General features: G+C 61.6%; 15 protein-coding genes. 6 read left to right on the forward strand and 9 right to left on the reverse strand.

From position 1 onward, the window contains the following. The first annotated feature begins 148 nt into the window (after window positions 1–148). Complete coding sequence (gene mltF / locus J3P84_RS22030; RefSeq protein ID WP_305496550.1) at window positions 149–1,609, forward strand: membrane-bound lytic murein transglycosylase MltF; 1,461 nt, start codon at window positions 149–151, stop codon at window positions 1,607–1,609. A gap of 169 nt (window positions 1,610–1,778) precedes the next feature. Here the strand turns inward: mltF and pdxJ are convergent, their stop codons facing one another. The 8 genes from pdxJ to lptF form a co-directional block, all read right to left on the reverse strand. Next, the gene (pdxJ, locus tag J3P84_RS22035; protein ID WP_434625871.1) at window positions 1,779–2,522 is read right to left on the reverse strand and encodes a pyridoxine 5'-phosphate synthase; all 744 of its coding nucleotides are present in this window, start codon (window positions 2,520–2,522) and stop codon (window positions 1,779–1,781) included. Between the two features lie 50 nt (window positions 2,523–2,572). Further along, on the reverse strand, window positions 2,573–3,256 hold the full coding sequence (gene recO, locus J3P84_RS22040; protein WP_434625873.1) for a DNA repair protein RecO: 684 nt from the start codon (window positions 3,254–3,256) through the stop codon (window positions 2,573–2,575). A 172-nt stretch (window positions 3,257–3,428) separates the two neighbouring features. Beyond that, complete coding sequence (gene era / locus J3P84_RS22045) at window positions 3,429–4,331, reverse strand: GTPase Era (RefSeq protein WP_072345611.1); 903 nt, start codon at window positions 4,329–4,331, stop codon at window positions 3,429–3,431. Then, window positions 4,324–5,013 carry a ribonuclease III gene (gene rnc, locus J3P84_RS22050; RefSeq protein WP_030139612.1) on the reverse strand — a complete coding sequence of 230 codons (690 nt, stop codon included), beginning with the start codon at window positions 5,011–5,013 and terminating at the stop codon, window positions 4,324–4,326. The genes era and rnc overlap by 8 nt, the downstream gene beginning before the upstream one ends. A 184-nt stretch (window positions 5,014–5,197) precedes the next feature. Continuing rightward, complete coding sequence (lepB, locus tag J3P84_RS22055; RefSeq protein WP_434625875.1) at window positions 5,198–6,052, reverse strand: signal peptidase I; 855 nt, start codon at window positions 6,050–6,052, stop codon at window positions 5,198–5,200. Window positions 6,053–6,057: 5 nt separating this feature from the next. Then, window positions 6,058–7,857 carry a translation elongation factor 4 gene (gene lepA, locus J3P84_RS22060; RefSeq protein WP_212799143.1) on the reverse strand — a complete coding sequence of 600 codons (1,800 nt, stop codon included), beginning with the start codon at window positions 7,855–7,857 and terminating at the stop codon, window positions 6,058–6,060. 235 nt (window positions 7,858–8,092) lie between these two features. Next, complete coding sequence (lptG, locus tag J3P84_RS22065) at window positions 8,093–9,154, reverse strand: LPS export ABC transporter permease LptG (RefSeq protein WP_434625877.1); 1,062 nt, start codon at window positions 9,152–9,154, stop codon at window positions 8,093–8,095. Continuing rightward, window positions 9,147–10,268: an LPS export ABC transporter permease LptF gene (lptF, locus tag J3P84_RS22070; RefSeq protein WP_434625879.1), complete on the reverse strand. Its 1,122-nt coding sequence runs from the start codon at window positions 10,266–10,268 to the stop codon at window positions 9,147–9,149. The genes lptG and lptF overlap by 8 nt, the downstream gene beginning before the upstream one ends. A gap of 316 nt (window positions 10,269–10,584) precedes the next feature. Here lptF and J3P84_RS22075 point away from each other — a divergent pair, with 316 nt between their 5' ends. The 5 genes from J3P84_RS22075 (at window position 10,585) to rlmF (ending at window position 17,304) form a co-directional block, all read left to right on the forward strand. Next, window positions 10,585–12,075: a leucyl aminopeptidase gene (locus J3P84_RS22075; RefSeq protein WP_305496564.1), complete on the forward strand. Its 1,491-nt coding sequence runs from the start codon at window positions 10,585–10,587 to the stop codon at window positions 12,073–12,075. Window positions 12,076–12,133: 58 nt separating this feature from the next. Next, entirely contained in the window at window positions 12,134–12,562 is a 429-nt protein-coding gene (locus tag J3P84_RS22080; protein ID WP_305496566.1) for a DNA polymerase III subunit chi, read from the forward strand. A gap of 7 nt (window positions 12,563–12,569) precedes the next feature. Further along, window positions 12,570–12,935 (forward strand): DNA polymerase III subunit chi, encoded by a 366-nt coding sequence (locus J3P84_RS22085; RefSeq protein ID WP_434625881.1) that lies wholly within the window; start codon window positions 12,570–12,572, stop codon window positions 12,933–12,935. A gap of 231 nt (window positions 12,936–13,166) precedes the next feature. Continuing rightward, window positions 13,167–16,013: a valine--tRNA ligase gene (locus J3P84_RS22090; protein ID WP_434625883.1), complete on the forward strand. Its 2,847-nt coding sequence runs from the start codon at window positions 13,167–13,169 to the stop codon at window positions 16,011–16,013. Window positions 16,014–16,284: 271 nt separating this feature from the next. Beyond that, complete coding sequence (gene rlmF / locus J3P84_RS22095; RefSeq protein ID WP_434625885.1) at window positions 16,285–17,304, forward strand: 23S rRNA (adenine(1618)-N(6))-methyltransferase RlmF; 1,020 nt, start codon at window positions 16,285–16,287, stop codon at window positions 17,302–17,304. A 293-nt stretch (window positions 17,305–17,597) separates the two neighbouring features. On the opposite strand, the gene J3P84_RS22100 is transcribed toward rlmF, so the two are convergent. Beyond that, entirely contained in the window at window positions 17,598–17,879 is a 282-nt protein-coding gene (locus J3P84_RS22100) for an HU family DNA-binding protein (protein WP_030139622.1), read from the reverse strand. Window positions 17,880–18,157: the final 278 nt, after the last annotated feature.

Here is an 18,157-nt window from a genome sequence, read left to right on the forward strand (position 1 = left end):
GGGATAATTCAGCGGAGTTATTTTTTTCCGGCGCAACCGCCGCCGCACGCCGGCCCGCCTGTGTTGCGGACACGTTTTGCAACCTCTAGCAGACTGGCCTTTTGCTGTCGATATATGGCGGTCGAGGCCGTTTGCGTATACTGCGCAGATGTTTTCCCCAACGGCTTTGCGTCCGCGGTACGCCAGATGGCTGATCGCAACCGGACTCTTCCTGGTGCTCAGTGGTTGTGTTGAGAAACCCAACACACTGGAGCGCGTAAAGGAGGATGGCGTGCTGCGGGTGGTTACCCGGAACAGCCCCGCCACCTACTTCCAGGATCGCAATGGTGAGACCGGCTTCGAATACGAGCTGGTGAAGCGCTTCGCCGAGGATTTGGGGGTCGAGCTGAAGATCGAGACCGCTGACAACCTTGACGACCTGTTCAGCCAGGTCGGCAAGCCCAATGGCCCGGTGCTGGCCGCGGCGGGCCTGGTCAGCAGCGAACAGCGCAAGAAACAGGTACGGTTCTCCCACGCCTACCTGGAGGTTACCCCGCAGGTCATCTACCGCAACGGCCAGTCCCGCCCCACCGATGCGGCCGCCCTGGCGGGCAAGAAGATCATGGTGCTCAAGGGCAGCTCCCACGCGGAGCAGCTCGCGCAGTTGAAACAGCAGTATCCGGGAATCGAATACGAGGAATCCGACGCGGTTGAAGTCGTCGACCTGCTGCGCATGGTCGATGAAGGCCAGATCGACCTGACGCTGGTGGATTCCAACGAAGTGGCGATGAACCAGGTGTACTTCCCTAACGTGCGCGTGGCGTTCGACCTCGGCGATGCCCGCAGCCAGAGCTGGGCGGTGGGCCCCGGCGAAGACAACAGCCTGCTCAACGAAATCAACGCCTACCTCGACAAGGTGCAGAAGAACGGCACGCTGCAACGCCTCAAGGACCGCTATTACGGGCACGTCGACGTCCTCGGCTACATGGGCGCGACCACCTTCGCCCAGCATCTGCAGCAACGCCTGCCCAAATACGAGCAACACTTCAAGACCTACGCCAAGAAGGAAAAGGTCGACTGGCGCCTGCTGGCTGCCATCGGCTACCAGGAATCGCTGTGGCAACCGACGGTCACCTCCAAGACCGGCGTGCGCGGCCTGATGATGCTGACCCAGAACACCGCCCAGGCCATGGGTGTGTCCAACCGCCTCGATCCGAAGCAGAGCATCATGGGCGGCGCCAAGTACCTGGCCTATATGAAGGAGCAACTGGACGAGAGCATCGAGGAGCCGGACCGCACCTGGTTCGCCCTCGCCGCCTACAACGTGGGCAGTGGTCACCTGGACGACGCGCGCAAGCTCGCCGCCAAGGAAGGACTGAACCCGAACAAGTGGCTCGACGTGAAGAAGATCCTGCCGCGCCTGTCCCAGAAACAGTGGTACAGCAAGACCCGCTACGGCTACGCCCGCGGTGGCGAACCGGTGCATTTCGTGGCGAACATCCGTCGCTACTACGACATCCTCACCTGGGTGACGCAGCCACAGCTCGAAGGTGACCAGGTAGCCGAGGGCAACCTGCATGTACCGGGCGTGGACAAGAGCAAGCCTAACCAGGAATCTCCACAGCTCTAAAAAGCTGAACACAATTCCTGAGGCTGCGGTGCCCCCGTGGCGAGGGAGCTTGCTCCCGCTGGGCTGCGAAGCGGCCCCGAGATTTTGCGGTTGCTACGCAACCGAGCGGGAGCAAGCTCCCTCGCCACAACGGATCAGGCACGCCTTAAGTAAGCTTTATGGAATGGGCTCAGGATTTGGCAGCCGCCAGGATCAACGCTTTCATCTCCGCCACAGCCGACTTGAACCCGACAAACAACGCATGGGCCACCAGCGCGTGGCCGATGTTCAGCTCGTTGATGCCCTTGATGGCCGCGACGGCTTCAACGTTGTGGTAATGCAGACCATGGCCGGCATTGACGATCAGCCCCTGGGCCAGGCCGAAGCTGACGCCGTCGGCGACCCGCTGCAGCTCATCGGCCACGTCCGTAGGTGTCTCGGCGTCGGCGTAACGGCCGGTGTGCAGCTCGATGGCCGGCGCACCGACACGCTTGGAGGCTTCGATCTGCCGTTCATCGGCATCGATGAACAGCGAGACCTCGGCGCCGATCTTCGACAGGCGCTCCACCGCCAGGCTGATCCGCGACTCCTGCCCCGCTACATCCAGGCCGCCTTCGGTGGTCAGTTCCTGGCGCGTCTCCGGAACCAGGCAGATGTGCGCCGGACGGATGCGTTCGGCGAACGCCATCATTTCCTCGGTCACGCCCATTTCAAAATTCATGCGAGTCTGCAGCACATCCTTGAGCAGCAGAACGTCGCGTTCCTGGATATGTCGACGGTCTTCGCGCAAGTGCACGGTGATGCCGTCGGCGCCCGCCTCCTCGGCGTCCAGCGCGGCCTTGACCGGGTCCGGGTAACGCGTACCACGGGCCTGGCGCAGAGTGGCGACATGGTCGATGTTCACGCCGAGAAGAATGCGATTGCTGGTGCTCACGAAAAGCGCTCCTGAATGGACAGAGATTCGGCCCACAGCATACGGGGAGATCAGGGCTTGCGAAACAACTCGCGACTGACCAGCGGCCGGCCGCCCAGATGAACCGCCAGGGCCTGGCGCATCAGCCGCTTGGCCGCCGCCAGCGCGCCAGGCGCTGTCCAGTCGGCTTGCGCCATGGCCAGCAACTCGACGCCGTTGAACAGTCCCGGTTGCAGCAGGTAGACCCGCTCCAGGCCTGCATCCACTTGCAGGCGATACAGACCGTCGGCCGCAATAGGATCGCCGTGCAGGTCGGCGTCCAGGGCAAAACCGTAGCCCAGGTCATCCAGCAGGCGCCATTCGAAAGAGCGCAGCAATGGCTCCAAGGGTCGACCCTCGGCCAGGGCCAGCAACGTGGCGGTGTAATGGTCGAACACGGCGGGATGGGGATCTTCGGCGGGCAGCAGGCGGATCAGCAATTCGTTGAGGTACAGGCCACTGAACAGCGCTTCGCCATTGAGCCAGGAGGCGACGCCATTGCTTTCCATGCGCCCGACATTCTTCAACTCACCCCGGCCGCGAAACTCGACTTCCAGCGGCACGAACGGCCGCGCCAGGGTCCCGGCCTTGCCCCGAGCCCCCCGCAACACCGCCCGCAGCCGCCCTTGAGGCGTGAGGAAGTCCACCAGGGCGCTGCTTTCGCGGTAGGCGCGGCTGTGGAGGACGTAGGCGGATTGAGCGGTGGGTTGAGACATCGAAGTCACAGTTCTCGATGAGCGAGCACAATTTTATAAACACCCCGAAACCAATGTGGGAGCGAGCTTGCTCGCGATAGCGGTCTGTCAGTCAACACAGATGTTGAATATCAGCCCCTCATCGCGAGCAAGCTCGCTCCCACAATGGTTCTCGGTATATCCAGTCAGATAATCAGAGGTCGCCGTAACCCAGCGAGCGCAGCGCCCGCTCGTCATCGGACCAGCCGCCCTTCACCTTGACCCACAGGTTGAGCATGATCTTGGAGTCGAACAGCAGCTCCATGTCCTTGCGCGCCTCGGTGCCGATGCGCTTGATGCGCTCGCCCTTGTCGCCAATGATGATTTTTTTCTGGCCGTCACGCTCGACGAGGATCAAGGCATGGATGTGCAGGGTCTTGCCCTGCTGCTTGAACTCTTCGATTTCCACCGTGATCTGGTACGGCAGCTCGGCACCCATCTGGCGCATGATTTTCTCGCGGACCAGTTCGGCGGCGAGAAAACGGCTGCTGCGGTCGGTGATCTGGTCTTCGGGGAAGAAGTGATCGTTTTCCGGCAGGTGCTCGGCGATTACCCGCTCCAGCGCGTCGAGGTTGTGACCGTGCTGGGCAGAGATCGGGATGATCTGGGCATTCGGCAACTGCTCTTGCAACCAGCTCAGGTGCGGCATCAGCTCGGCCTTGTCTTCGATGCGGTCGGTCTTGTTCAGCGCAACGATCAAGGGACCGGTCACGTACTGGACACGCTCGAGGACCATCTGGTCTTCTTCGGTCCACTTGGTGCGGTCGACCACGAAGATGACCACGTCAACGTCCTTCAACGCCGCCGAGGCCGTCTTGTTCATGTAGCGGTTCAGGGCCTTCTCGCCGCCCTTGTGCATGCCGGGCGTGTCGACGTAGATCGCCTGGACGGCGCCTTCGGTCTTGATGCCGAGCATGTTATGGCGAGTGGTCTGCGGCTTGCGCGACGTGATCGCCAGCTTCTGGCCGAGAATGTGGTTGAGCAATGTCGACTTGCCCACGTTCGGCCGGCCAACGATGGCGACATAGCCGCAGCGGGTGACGGTTGTATCAGTCATTGCCATTCTCCACGCCCAGGGCGATCAGTGCTGCAGCGGCCGCTACCTGTTCGGCAATACGACGGCTGACGCCCTGGCCTCGGCTTTTTTCATTCAATAGGACCACTTCGCATTCGACGAAGAAGGTTCGGCAATGCGGCTCACCCTGGATATCCACCACTTCGTAGCGCGGCAGTTCGCAGCTGCGCGACTGCAGGAATTCCTGCAAGCGCGTCTTGGGATCCTTGTTGGTGTCCACCAGCGTCAGGCTGTCGATCTCGGAAGTCAGCCAGGCCAGCACACGCTCGCGGGCCATTTCCATGCCGGAATCCAGATAGATCGCGCCAATCAGCGCTTCCAGGGCATCGGCCAGGATCGATTCGCGACGAAAACCGCCACTTTTCAACTCGCCGGAGCCCAGGCGCAGGTAATCGCCCAGGTCGAAACCACGGGCCAGTACCGCCAGGGTCTCACCTTTTACCAACCGTGCACGCAAACGCGACAACTGGCCTTCCCGCGCCAGGGGGAAGCGTTCGAACAACGCCTCGCCGGCCACGAAGTTGAGGATGGCATCGCCGAGGAATTCCAGGCGTTCGTTGTTGCGCCCGGCAAAACTGCGGTGAGTCAGGGCCAGGAGCATCAGCTCCTGATCCTTGAAAGTGTAGCCGAGCTGACGCTCGAGACGGCTTAGAGAAACGCTCACGGTTTACCCACGCTGAGTTCGTGGCTGGATTCCACCGCCACGGCGACTGAGCGCCGTTGGCTTGGGACAATTAACGCTGTGTTCAAAAATGACGTCCTGACTATCGTTGGCTTCATGCCTTCGGGCAGCCTTGTGCAGGCTCCAGAAATGCATTCGGCGCTGTGTTCAACAGCGCCGTGTGTGATTACTTGATCAGGCCAACCCGCGAGAAATTCGGCAGGTGACTGAGTTTGGGTTCCGGCCAGCTCATCCAGACCGCAAAGGCCTTGCCGACGATGTTGCGGTCGGGGACCATGCCCAGCATGTCCCTGGGAATGTTCGGATCATCCCAGTAGCGGCTGTCGTTGGAGTTGTCGCGGTTGTCGCCCATCATGAAATAGTGCCCGGCCGGCACGGTCCACGAATGGTCCGGCGTGGCGCGGTAGCGGCTCATTTCCTTGCGGATCAGGTGTTCCGCCTCGCCGAGTTTTTCCTTGTAGAGCTCGGCACTGCCCAGCGTGCCCGGCTCGGAGCCGATCAACTGCTCGGCCACCAGTTCGCCGTTGACGAACAGACGCTTGTCGGCGGTGTAGCGAATCCTGTCGCCCGGCAGGCCGACCACACGCTTGATGTAGTTGACGTTCGGGTCGCTCGGGAAGCGGAACACCATCACATCACCCCGTTGCGGGTCGCCGATCTCGATGACTTTCCTGTCGATCACCGGCAGCCGGATCCCGTAGGAAAACTTGTTCACCAGGATGAAGTCGCCCACGTCCAGGGTCGGCTTCATCGAGCCGGACGGGATCTGGAACGGCTCCACCAGGAACGAGCGCAGCACCAGGACGATGAACAGCACCGGGAAGAACGACTTGCCGTATTCGACCAGCAGCGGTTCCTTGTTGAGCTTTTCGATGACCACGCCATCAGGCTGGCTGACGCTGCCCTGATATGAGGCAATGGCGGCCCGACGCCGAGGCGCCAGGAACAACAGATCAAGCAACGCCAACAGGCCGCAGACGAACACGGCGATCACCAGCAACAGCGGGAAATTTAGCGACATAGGACCTAACTATCCAACCTGAGCACCGCAAGGAAGGCTTCCTGTGGAATTTCCACGTTACCGACCTGCTTCATGCGTTTTTTACCGGCCTTCTGCTTTTCCAACAGCTTGCGCTTACGGCTGACGTCGCCGCCGTAGCATTTGGCCAATACGTTCTTTCTGAGTGCCTTGACGGTTGTGCGCGCCACAATCTGCCCGCCAATGGCGGCCTGGATTGCCACGTCGAACATCTGCCGCGGAATCAGCTCCTTCATCTTCTCGGTCAACGCGCGACCTTTGTAGTGCGCGTTGTCACGGTGCACGATCAATGCCAGGGCATCGACTTTTTCGCCGTTGATCAACACATCCAGCTTCACCAGATTAGCCGATTGGTAACGATCGAAATGATAGTCCAGCGAAGCATAGCCGCGGCTGGTGGATTTCAGGCGGTCGAAGAAGTCCAGCACCACTTCGTTCATCGGCAAGTCGTAGGTCACCTGGACCTGCGTGCCGAGGAACAGCATGTCGTGTTGCACGCCGCGCTTCTCGATGCACAGGGTAATGACGTTGCCCAGGTGTTCCTGAGGCACAAGGATATTCGCCCGCACGATTGGCTCGCGCATGTCCTCGATGGCCGACAGGTCCGGCAGCTTGGACGGGTTGTCGACGTAGATGGTCTCGCCACTCTTGAGCAGCAGCTCGAAGATTACCGTCGGCGCCGTGGTGATCAGGTCCAGGTCGTATTCGCGCTCCAGGCGCTCCTGGATGATTTCCATGTGCAGCATGCCGAGGAACCCGCAGCGGAAACCGAAGCCCAGGGCGTCGGAGCTTTCCGGGGTGTACTGCAGGGACGAGTCGTTCAGGGTCAGCTTCTGCAGGGCTTCGCGGAAATCCTCGAAGTCGTCGGAGCTGACCGGGAACAGGCCGGCATAGACCTGCGGCTGGATGCGCTTGAAACCCGGCAGCACGTCGACATCGGGGGTCGAACTCAAGGTCAGGGTGTCGCCAACCGGCGCACCGTGGATGTCCTTGATGCCGGCGATGATGAAGCCGACTTCGCCGGCCTTCAGGTCGACGGTGGCGGAGTGTTTCGGATTGAACACACCGACGCTGTCCACCAGGTGGATCTTGCCGGTGGACTTGACCAGGATCTTGTCGCCCTTCTTCACGCGGCCATGGCGCACGCGAACCAGGGAGACCACGCCCAAGTAGTTGTCGAACCACGAGTCGATGATCAACGCTTGCAGCGGATCTTCGATATTGCCGGTCGGCGCCGGAATGGTAGTGACCAGGCGCTCGAGCACTTCATCCACGCCCAGGCCGGTCTTGGCGCTGCAAGTGACCGCGTCGGTGGCGTCGATGCCGATGATTTTCTCGATTTCTTCTTTCACGCGGTCCGGATCGGCCTGGGGCAGGTCGATCTTGTTCAATACCGGCATGACTTCCAGGCCTTGCTCGATGGCCGTGTAGCAGTTGGCGACCGACTGGGCCTCGACGCCCTGGCCGGCATCGACAACCAGCAGCGCGCCTTCGCAGGCCGCCAGCGACCGGCTGACTTCATAGGTGAAGTCGACGTGGCCGGGGGTGTCGATGAAGTTGAGCTGGTAGGTGACGCCGTCGCGAGCCTTGTAATAGAGGGTAACGCTGTGGGCCTTGATGGTGATCCCGCGCTCACGCTCGAGGTCCATGGAGTCCAGGACCTGGGCTTCCATTTCACGCTCGGCCAGACCGCCGCACATCTGGATGAAGCGATCAGCCAGCGTCGACTTGCCATGGTCAATGTGGGCGATGATGGAGAAATTGCGGATATGACTCAAATCACTCACGGATCAACACTCAAAAAGGCTGCAGGCAAGGCCCGCCGAAAAATAGCCGGGAATTGTACCTGATCCATCGTGCAAGCGTCACGTGTGGCGAGGGAGCTTGCTCCCGCTGGGCTGCGAAGCGGCCCCTCGATTATGCGCCACGGCGATGTGTCAGGCAGGCTGCAGGGGACTGCTGCGCAGTCCAGCGGGAGCAAGCTCCCTCGCCACAGAAGCTCCCCTGCCACAATAAAATGGATCAACCCGCCCGGCGCAGCAGCCAGAGCCCGGCCAGCGCGCAGACCGTGGCCGGCACCAGCACCGCGAGCAGCGGCGAAAAACCGAACACCAGGCTCGATGGCCCCAGCAGGTCCTGGGCGATACGGAAGGTGAAGCCCACCAGCACGCCGGTGAAGACGCGCTGGCCGAGGGTCACCGAGCGCAGCGGACCAAAGATGAAGGAAATCGCCATCAACACCAGGGCGGCAGTAACCAGCGGCTGCAATACCTTGACCCAAAATGCCAGCCAGTAGCGGCCATTGTTCAGGCCCTGGTCCGCCAGATAGTGGATGTAACCCCACAAACCGGTGATCGAAAGCGACTCCGGCGCCATCACGACGGTGCTGAGCAACTGTGGGCTGATCTGCACGTCCCAACGTTCCTGCGGAGCGGCGACCACCTCGGTGCGCTTGTCATGGAACAAGGTGGTGGTGACGTCGGTCAGTTGCCAGTGATCCTCGGCGAAATTGGCGCGTTTGGCGAAGCTCGACGACAACAGGTGCCGCTCTTCGTCGAAGCGATACCGGGTCACGCCGTACAGCGTGCCGTTAGGCTGGACCGAGTTGATGTGGATGAACTCGTCACCCTGGCGGTGCCACAAGCCATGCTTGGCGCTTTGGGCATCGCCGCCGCCCTGGGCCAGGGAGCGATTGGCCTGGGCGGTGTTCTCGGTGGCCGGCGCGACGTACTCGCCAACCAGCAGCCCGACCAGCATCAGCACCAGCATCGGTTTCATCACCGCCCACACGATGCGGCCGATGGACACGCCGGCGGCGCGCATGATGGTCAGTTCGCTGTTGCTCGCCAGGCTCCCCAGGCCGATCAGGCAACCGATCAGCGCAGCCATCGGCAACATGTCGTACAGGCGCCTTGGTGCCGTCAGCAACACGTAGCTCGCCACGTCCAGCAATGTATAGGTATCGCTGACATCGCCCATCTCGTCGATGAACGCGAACAGGGTCGCCAGGCCAAGAATGATCCCCAGCACCGCGAGGATCGCCATGAACACGCTGCTGCCGATATAGCGGTCGAGTTTAACCACGGGCCACCTCCAGCGCGCTGCGACGACTGGCCAGCTTCAAGCGCAACGGCTCCCAATAGAGCAAGCCCAGGCCAATGACCAGGAAGATCGAATGCACCCACCACAGGCCCAGGGCCGGCGGGATCTTGCCTTTCTCCAGGGCACTGCGGGCGGAAATCAGGATGGTCAGGTAGGCCATATACAAAAGAATCGCCGGCAGCAGCTTGAGGAAACGACCCTGGCGCGGATTGACCCGCGACAGCGGGACCGCCATGAGGGTCACAATGAACACCAGCAACGGCAGCGACAGGCGCCATTGCAGTTCGGTGCGGGCGCGGATGTCATCACTGCCCAGCAGGCTGGCGGTAGGCATCGCATCGCGGTCGGTGACTTCATCGCTGACATCGGGCTTGGGCAGCAGCACACCGTAGGTGTCGTACTTGATCGCCCGGTAATCGGCCTGTCCCGGGGTGCCATCGTAGCGATAGCCGTTCTCCAGGATCAGGTAGCGGTTGCCGTCGGGGTTGATTTCCTGGCGGCCTTTCTCAGCCACCAGCACGGAAATGCCGCGGTCCTTCTTGGTGTCCGAAGAGACGTTTTTCTGGGTGATGAAGACGCCGCCGAGGTTGACCCGGTCGTCCGACAGTTGTTCGGTGTAGGTGACACGCGTCCCGTCGCGCAGGGCCTGGAAGCGCCCCGGTACCAGGGTGTCGAATTCGGTCATGGCGTCCTGCTGGTTGATCAGCAGCTGGAACTGGTTGGCGCCCTGGGGCGACAGGCTCAGGCTCAGCCAGGCCACCACCAGCGCCACCAATGTGGCCGGGAACAGAGTGATGCGAAACAGACGCTGCTGACTCATGCCGGTGGCCGACAGCACGGTCATTTCACTGTCCAGGTAGAGGCGACCGTAGGCCAGCAGGATCCCGAGGAACAATCCCAGCGGCAGGATCAGTTGCAGGAAGCCCGGCAGGCGGAACCCCATGATCAGGAACAGCGAGCCCGGATCGAGGGCGCCCGAAGCCGCCTGGGCAAGGTACTTGATGAAGCGCCCGCTCATGATGATGACCAGCAGCACGGCACTGACCGCGCTCAGGGTCAGCAGGACTTCGCGGGATAGATAACGGAAGACGATCAAACCAGACACTCCACGATTGTCAGGCTAGGCGGCCAAACAAGAAACGTATCGAGCCGACGCATACTGCGAGCAGCCGAAAAAAGAGCCGCATTATCCTGTGATTGGAGGCGCCTGTCACTGCGCATGCTTTAAGCAGACGCTCCCCAGCCAAAAAAGTTAACCGCTGCGAGGGTTGTCAGCTTCGGGCGCCGGGGTTCAAACTGCGGCCTTTGTCGCCGGCAAGCTCCGGCGCTTCTTTTATATAGAAGACAGCTGTTCAGCGCGCCACTGTCGTCGCGGCGCCTGGCCTCTTGACCATTGACTCAAGGATCCGGACATGGAACTGGTTGTAAAAAGCGTCAGCCCAGAAACGTTGAAGACCGCCACGCTGGTGGTTGCCGTTGGTGAGAACCGCCAGCTCGGCGTCGTCGCCACCCAGCTCGACGCCTTGAGCGGCGGCGCCATCAGCGCCGTACTCAAGCGCGGCGACCTGGCCGGCAAGGTCGGCCAGAGCCTGCTGCTGCACAGCCTCCCCAACCTCAAGGCCGAGCGCGTGTTGCTGGTGGGCGTTGGCAAGGACGCTGAACTGGGCGACCGTCCGTTCCGCAAGATCATTGCCGGCGTCTTGGGCACCCTGAAAAACCTGGGCGGTGGCGACGCCGTGCTGGCCTTGGACGAACTGGTTGTAAAAGGCCGCGACAGCTACGGCAAGAATCGCCTGCTGGCCGAGACCCTGGTGGATGGCGAATACCAGTTCGACCAGTTCAAGAGCCAGAAAGCCGAACCCCGTGCGCTGAAAAAAATCACCCTGCTGACCATCAAGGCCGCCCAGGCCGAAGTCCAGCGCGCCGTGACCCACGCCACCGCGATCGCCAACGGCATGGCCTTCACCCGCGACCTGGGCAACCTGCCGCCGAACATCTGCCACCCGACCTTCATGGGTGAACAGGCCAAGGCACTGGGCAAGGAATTCAAGGGTCTGAAGGTCGAGGTCTTCGACGAGAAGAAAATCAAGGACCTGGGCATGGGTTCGTTCTATGCCGTCGGCCAAGGCAGCGCCCAGCCGCCACGCCTGATCGTGATGCAATACAACGGCGGCAAGAAATCCGAGAAGCCGTACGCCCTGGTGGGCAAGGGCATCACTTTCGACACCGGCGGCATCAGCCTCAAGCCCGGCGCCGGCATGGATGAAATGAAATACGACATGGGCGGCGCCGCCAGCGTGTTCGGCACCCTGCGCGCCGTGCTCGAGCTGCAATTGCCGATCAACCTGGTCTGCATCCTCGCCTGCGCCGAGAACATGCCCAGCGGCACGGCTTCGCGCCCGGGCGACATCGTCACCACCATGAGCGGCCAGACCGTGGAAATCCTCAACACCGATGCCGAAGGCCGTCTGGTGCTGTGCGACGCCCTCACCTATTCCGAACGCTTCAAGCCGCAAGCGGTGATCGACATCGCCACGCTGACTGGCGCCTGCGTCGTCGCCCTGGGCGCCCATACCTCGGGCCTGCTGGGCAACAATGACGAGCTGATCGGCCAACTGCTCAGCGCCGGCCAGCAGGCCGACGATCGCGCCTGGCAATTGCCGCTGTTCGATGAGTACCAGGAACAGCTGGACAGCCCGTTCGCCGACATCGCCAACATCGGTGGCCCGAAAGCCGGGACCATCACCGCAGCGTGCTTCCTGTCGCGCTTCACCAAGAACCTGAACTGGGCCCACCTGGACATCGCCGGCACGGCCTGGACCAGCGGCGGCAAGGACAAGGGCGCCACCGGCCGTCCGGTACCCCTGCTGACCCAGTACCTGCTGGACCGCGCCAAGGCCTGACACCGATGATCGCCGGTGCGTCGCCCTCGGGTGACGCCTCGGCGATTCAAGGAACGCAATGACCAAAGTCGACTTCTACATCCTGCCCAGCGCCGATCCCTCGGCGCGACTGGATTTCGCCTGCAAGCTCACCGAGAAAGCCTGGCGCATGGGCCATCGCATCTATCTGCATTGCAGCGATGCCGCTCAGCGCGAAGACCTGGACGCGCGCCTGTGGGCGTTCAAGGGCGAGAGTTTCGTGCCCCACGGTCCGGCCGAAAGCGAACCCGAAGGGCTGATCGTGCTGGGACTGGGGGAAGACTGCGGTCAGCATCAGGACCTGCTGGTCAATCTCGACCTGAAAGTGCCGGCGTTTGCCCAGCGTTTCGCCCGCGTGGCGGAAGTCGTGGTCGAAGACCCGGCCATCCGCCAAGCCGCGCGGGAGAGTTTCCGTTTCTACCGCGAACAGGGCTATGCTCTGCAAGACCACCGTTTACAGCGACTCTGAGCCTACGATGGACACTCCAAAACCGCCGCAAAAACCTGCTCACCTGCTGGATGACCTCGAGTCGATCCGCCAACTGCTCGGTGACGACACCCTGCAGCCACCGCTGTTGACCGACACGGTGGAACACGAAGCCGTGCATGACGAGCAGATTCCGCTGCTGTTCGAACCGATCAACGGCCAGCCCGAACCCAAGCCAGCCCCCAATGCTGAACCAAAAGGCCCCGACGCCCTGTTGCATCTGGACCAGGAATTGCGCGCCGCCGCCCAACTGATCCTGCAAGACGTGATCGACGATTTCGCCCCGCACATCGAAACCGAGATCAAGCGCCGGTTGGATGCGCGTATGGAGCGGTTGTTGAGCCAGTACGAATAGATAACAGACCTACTGATCTTCCTCTGTGGGAGCGAGCTTGCTCGCGATGGGGCCGGCACATCCAATATAAGTGCAGGCTGAACCACCGCCATCGCGAGCAAGCTCGCTCCCACAGGGTTCACTGCCCCTATATATACCCGACGTGCCGCTCCCAGCCTGTGGCTTGCACTCGCCCCGCCCGCTATACTTCCCGGCTTTTCCTGAATAAATGCCAATAGGGTCCCGCCGCGCATGGATAAGACCTACCAGCCGCACGCCATTGAAACTTCCTGGTACAACACCTGGGAGTCCGAGAACTATTTCGCTCCGCAAGGCGCGGGCGATTCCTACACCATCATGATCCCGCCGCCGAACGTCACCGGCAGCCTGCACATGGGCCACGGTTTCAACAACGCGATCATGGACGCCCTGATCCGTTTCCGTCGCATGCAAGGCCGCAACACCTTGTGGCAGCCGGGCACCGACCACGCCGGTATCGCCACGCAAATGCTGGTGGAACGTCGCCTTGAAGCCCAGGGCCAGAATCGCCATGACCTGGGTCGCGAGAAATTCCTCGAGAAAGTCTGGGAATGGAAAGACGAATCCGGCGGCAACATCAGCCGGCAGATCCGTCGCCTCGGCTCGTCCGTGGACTGGAGCCGCGAGCGCTTCACCATGGACGACGGCCTGTCCGAAGCGGTCAAGGAAGCCTTCGTGCGCCTGCATGAAGACGGGCTGATCTATCGCGGCAAGCGCCTGGTCAACTGGGACACCAAGTTGCACACGGCGATTTCCGACCTCGAAGTGGAGAACCACGACGAGAAAGGTTTCCTGTGGAACCTGAAGTACCCGCTGGCCGACGGCGCCAAGACCGCCGAAGGCAAGGATTACCTGATCGTCGCCACCACGCGTCCGGAAACCATGCTGGGCGACTCCGCCGTAGCGGTGAACCCGAACGACGAGCGCTACCAGGCGCTGATCGGCCAGTTCGTCGAGCTGCCGCTGGTTGGCCGTCGCATCCCGATCATTGGCGACGACTATTGCGATCCTGAATTCGGCACCGGTTGCGTGAAAATCACCCCGGCCCACGACTTCAACGACTACGAAGTCGGCAAGCGCCACAACCTGCCGCTGCTGAACATCTTCGACAAGAACGCCAATGTCTTGCCGGCCGCCCAGGCATTCAACCTCGACGGTACCCTGAACGAAAGCGTCGACGGCCAGATCCCGGCCGAATACGCCGGCCTGGATCGCTTCGAAGCGCGCAAGCAGATCGTTGCTGCGTTCGAGGCCGCCGGCCTGCTGGTCAGCGTCGACGACCATGCCCTGAAAGTCCCGAAAGGCGATCGCTCTGGCACCATCATCGAGCCGTGGCTGACCGACCAGTGGTACGTGTCGACCAAGCCGCTGGCCGAGCCGGCGATTGCCGCCGTGGAAGACGGCCGCATCCAGTTCGTGCCCAAGCAATACGAAAACATGTACTTCTCGTGGATGCGCGACATCCAGGATTGGTGCATCAGCCGCCAGCTGTGGTGGGGCCACCGCATCCCGGCCTGGTACGACGAGTCGGGCAAGGTCTACGTCGGTCGCGATGAAGCCGAAGTCCGCGCCAAGCACAACCTTGGCCCGGACGTAGCGCTGGCGCAGGACAACGACGTTCTCGACACCTGGTTCAGTTCGGGCCTGTGGACGTTCTCGACCCTGGGCTGGCCGCAACAGACCGAGTTCCTGAAGAAATTCCACTCCACCGACGTGCTCGTCACCGGCTTCGACATCATTTTCTTCTGGGTCGCCCGGATGATCATGCTGACCATGCACTTGGTGAAGAACGAGGACGGCACGCCGCAAGTGCCGTTCAAGACTGTCTACGTCCATGGCCTGGTGCGCGACGGCCAGGGCCAGAAGATGTCCAAGTCCAAGGGCAACGTCCTCGACCCGCTGGACATCATCGACGGCATTGACCTGGAAACCCTGGTGCAGAAACGCACCTCGGGCCTGATGCAGCCGAAACTGGCGAAGAAGATCGAGAAGGCCACCCGCGAAGAATTTGCCGAGGGCATCGCCAGCTACGGCACCGACGCTCTGCGGTTTACCTTCTGCTCGCTGGCATCCACCGGTCGCGACATCAAGTTCGACATGGGCCGCGTCGAAGGCTATCGCAACTTTTGCAACAAGATCTGGAACGCCGCGCGCTACGTGCTGGACAAGGGCGAAGACTGCGGCCAGAACGGCGAAACCTACGAGCTGAGCCTGGCTGACCGCTGGATCATTTCGCAACTGCAACGCACCGAAGCCGAAGTGACCCGCCAGCTCGACCAGTTTCGTTTCGACCTGGCCGCACAAGCGCTGTACGAGTTCATCTGGAACCAGTATTGCGACTGGTACCTGGAACTGTCCAAGCCGGTACTGTGGGACGAAAACGCACCGGTCGAGCGCCAGCGCGGCACCCGTCGCACCCTGGTTCGCGTATTGGAAGTGGCCCTGCGCCTGGCGCATCCGTTCATGCCGTTCATCACCGAGGAAATCTGGCAGCGCGTCGCACCGCTGGCCGGTGCCCAGGGCAAGACGATCATGCTGCAACCGTGGCCGGTGGCCAACGAAAGCCGCATCGATCCGGCAGCCGAAGACGACATCGAGTGGCTGAAGACCTTCATGCTCGGCCTGCGCAACATCCGCGCCGAAATGAACATCGGCCCAGGCAAACCGCTGACCCTGTTCCTGAAAAACGCCAACGCCGAAGACCTGCGCCGTCTCAACGAGAACGAAGCGCTGCTCAAGAAGCTGGCGAAACTGGAATCGGTGACGGTACTGGCTACGGGCGAAGAAGCACCGTTGTCGGCCACCGCCCTGGTTGGCGAGATGGAAGTGCTGGTGCCAATGGCCGGCCTGATCGACAAGGCCGCCGAACTGGCGCGCCTGGACAAGGAAATCCTGCGTCTGAAGGGCGAAGTCCAGCGCGTCGGCGGCAAGCTGTCGAACGCCGGCTTCGTCGACAAGGCACCGGCCGAAGTCATCGAGAAGGAGCGGGCCAAACTGGCCGAGGCCGAACAGGCCCTGGGCAAGCTGGCCGAGCAGCACGCGCGGATTGCCAGCCTGTAACGGTGGTTCGTGATTGAAAAGGGAGGCCCAGGTGGCCTCCTTTTTTTCTGCCTGTCCTTTCCCAAAGCAAGCGCCTCCCCCTGTGGGAGCGAGCCTGCTCGCGATGACGGTGGCAAAATTCAACATCCATGCAAGCTGATCCACCGCTTTCGCGAGCAGGCTCGCTCCCACACAGGTTCCCCCCGCTCATTTGAATAGCGCAGTCATCAAGACCGCGCCGAATGTGGGACAATGCCCGCCACTTTTTGAGCCAGCCCTGAATCGACCCGCCATGACCGCCCCTCGCCCTCCCCGCCCTCCCCGCCAGAAGCCCAAGCCCGTCGCCGAGGCCAAAGCGCCGCGGGAGAAGGCCAGCCTGCATCCGCGCAATCGCCATCAGGGCCACTATGACTTCCCGGCGCTGATCAAGAGCACACCGGAACTGGCGAAGTTCGTGATCATCAATCCCTACGGCAAGGAAAGCATCGACTTCGCCAGCCCCGAGGCGGTGCGAGTGTTCAACCGGGCGCTGCTCAAGTCCTTCTATGGCATCGCCTATTGGGACATTCCGGCTGACTACCTGTGCCCTCCCGTGCCGGGGCGCGCCGACTACGTGCATTTTCTCGCCGACCTGCTCGCCAGCCACAATGAAGGCGAAATTCCTCGCGGCGCGGCGGTCAAGGTGCTGGACGTTGGCACCGGCGCCAACTGCGTTTATCCGCTGATCGGCTACAGCGATTACCGCTGGCACTTCCTGGGCTCGGAAATCGACCCGACGGCAATCGCGTCGGCCAAGGCCATCGTCCAGTCCAACGGCCTGAACAAAGCCATCCAGCTGCGCCAGCAACCCAACCGCAAGCACATCCTGTCAGGGCTTCTGGAAAGTACCGAACGGTTCGACCTGACGATGTGCAACCCGCCGTTCCACGCCTCCCTGGAGGAAGCCACCAAGGGCAGCCAGCGAAAATGGCGGGCACTGGGCAAGGCGGATCCGAAGCGCAAGTTGCCGGTCTTGAATTTCGGCGGCCAGGCGGCGGAGCTGTGGTGCGAGGGTGGCGAGGCGCGCTTCGTCACGCAGTTGATCAGTGAGAGCGCCCAGATCGCCGGGCAAGTGCTGTGGTTCAGCACGCTGGTATCGAAGGCCTCGAACCTGCCGGCGATTCAAGCCGCGCTGAAAAAGGCCGGAACGCTGCACAGCCAGGTGGTGGAAATGTCCCAGGGGCAGAAGCAGAGTCGGTTCGTGGCTTGGACCTTCCAGGACCAGGCGCAGCAACAAGCCTGGCGCCAGGCGCGCTGGGCTCGCAAGGACTGAACCTCCCTCAACACAGCCTGATGCGGTTCACTTAAGGTATCGGCATTCCCGTGGCGAGGGAGCTTGCTCCCGCTGGGCTGCGTAGCGGCCCCAAAACCTGCCGAATACGCAGCATCAAACACACCGTACCCGCCGGAATACGACTGCTTCGCAGCCGAGCGGGAGCAAGCTCCCTCGCCACAGGTACGTCGTTTTTCTTGAGTGATCAGCATTACTCACCACTGGCCACTTTTTCAAGGCAACAAAAAACCGTGCCCGGATCGCTCCGCGGCACGGTTTTTCATAAAACGATCTTACTTGTTGACCGCGTCGGTCAGGCCTTTGGCCACAACCAGCTTGATCACTTTCTTGGCCGGGATTTCGATGGCTGCGCCAGTCGAAGGGTTGCGACCGGTACGGGCAGGACGCTCGGTGACTTTCAGCTTGCCAACACCTGGCAAGGTCAGTTCGCCGCCGTTTTCCAGCTGATCGGCAACCACTTGGCCCAGTTGGTCCAGCAGCGCACGCACGGTAGCTTTTGGTGCGTCTACAGATTCAGCCAAATCAGCGATCAGTTGGTCTTTAGTAAGAGCCATGTAGTGTTCCTTCCCTATCAAATTCATATGGATTGCAGAGTGCAGTGTCAGCCATCGAGCCGATCTATCTGATCAGCCGCCCTCGGTCATCACCACGACGGATCGGGGTAATAGATGCCGAAATCCGGGTTTGGTTCGACCTGACAAATGCTGAATGCACGCTTAACGCAGTGACTTCGCGTAAGACCGGGCAAAACTAGCACAACGCCTGTGAAATATCCGCCTCTACCTACCCATTTGGTCAGCTTTATTGCGCTAAATCGGTAAAAAAATGCTCG

Origin of the sequence: Pseudomonas sp. Z1-29, from assembly GCF_051131995.1 — a bacterium.
GTDB lineage: Bacteria > Pseudomonadota > Gammaproteobacteria > Pseudomonadales > Pseudomonadaceae > Aquipseudomonas.